The organism is Halomonas sp. 707D4 (genome assembly GCF_024158685.1).
Classification (GTDB): domain Bacteria; phylum Pseudomonadota; class Gammaproteobacteria; order Pseudomonadales; family Halomonadaceae; genus Vreelandella.
Map to the genome: position 1 here is coordinate 1 of NZ_JAMZBD010000708.1, position 1,166 is coordinate 1,166.

At 70.2% G+C, this 1,166-nt stretch carries 2 protein-coding genes; both read right to left on the bottom strand.

Annotated features, from left to right (window positions below; translation table 11 throughout):
• A partial coding sequence (locus tag BIS11_RS18095) for a Mur ligase family protein (RefSeq protein ID WP_253586799.1) occupies nt 1-735 on the bottom strand: 735 nt, incomplete at its 3' end.
• A gap of 30 nt (nt 736-765) precedes the next feature.
• Nucleotides 766-1,166 (bottom strand): penicillin-binding transpeptidase domain-containing protein (locus tag BIS11_RS18100; protein WP_253586800.1); only part of this gene is annotated, 401 nt, incomplete at its 5' end.

Below are 1,166 nucleotides of genomic sequence, written 5' to 3' on the forward strand. Positions count from 1 at the left end.
ATCCTGGGCGTTGACGACGGCTAGCGAAAGCTCCGGCCGGCGAAAGAGCTTCGCCTTGGCCGCGGCGTAGGCCGCCATGCTGCCGTGGTAATCCAGGTGATCGCGACTCAGGTTGGTGAACACGCCGACGCGAATGTCGCAGGCATCCAGCCGATGCTGATCGAGGGCGTGGGAAGAGGCCTCGAGCGCCACGCGCTGCGCGCCCTGCCCGGCGAGATTCGCCAGGGTGGCCTGGGTGAACAGCGCCCCGGGCGTGGTCAAGCCGCTATCGACCAGCGCCTCGAGGCGCCCCACGCCGAGGGTGCCGATCACCGCGGAGGGCGTGCCCAGCGCTTCGCCGAGCGCGGCGATGTAGTGGGATACCGAGCTCTTGCCGTTGGTGCCGGTCACCGCGACCAGCTCGAGCGTCGAGGGCACCGCGAACAGGCTCCGCCCGAACTCGCCCAGGCGCAGCGCCAGGTGCGGCAGGTAGAGCACGCGTCCGTCGAGCGCTACCCCCGCGGCAGTGCCGTGGGCCAGCACCAGCGCCGCGCCCTGCTCCAGGGCGCGGTCGATGAAATCACGCCCGTCGCGCTGGCTGCCCGGCACCGCCACGAAGACGTCGCCCGCGCCGATGTCGCGGGAGTCGGTGCTCACCTTGAAGGTCTCGGGGAGTTCGACCCGCTCGTCGAAAAGCTCGCCCAGCGGCCACACTTCTTTGAGCGCAGCCCACAGGCGACTGGGATGGGACGTCATTGACTCTCCTTCACGCTATTACCTGTCACGCTACTCCACCTCGTAGTCCGGCGGCACGTCCAGCAGCCGCAGCGCGTTGCCGGTCACGCTGGAGAAGACCGGCGCGGCCACCGCGCCGCCGTAGAACTGTCCCGCACGCGGGTGATCGATCATCACCACGGTGACGATCCGCGGGTCCGAGATCGGCGCGATGCCGGCGAACACGCTGCGGTAGGCGTTCTCGGCGTAGCCCTGGAGCCCGGTCTTGCGCACCGTGCCGGTCTTGCCGCCCACCCGGTAACCCTCCACGCGAGCGCGACGCCCGCCGGAGTTGGGACCGACGGAGGTTTCCAGAATGTCCAGCAGGTCGTCCGCCACGCTCGGGTCGATCGCCGGGATCCCCTGGGGCGGCTCGGAGAGACGCAGCAGCGACGGCGGCATGCGCATGCCGC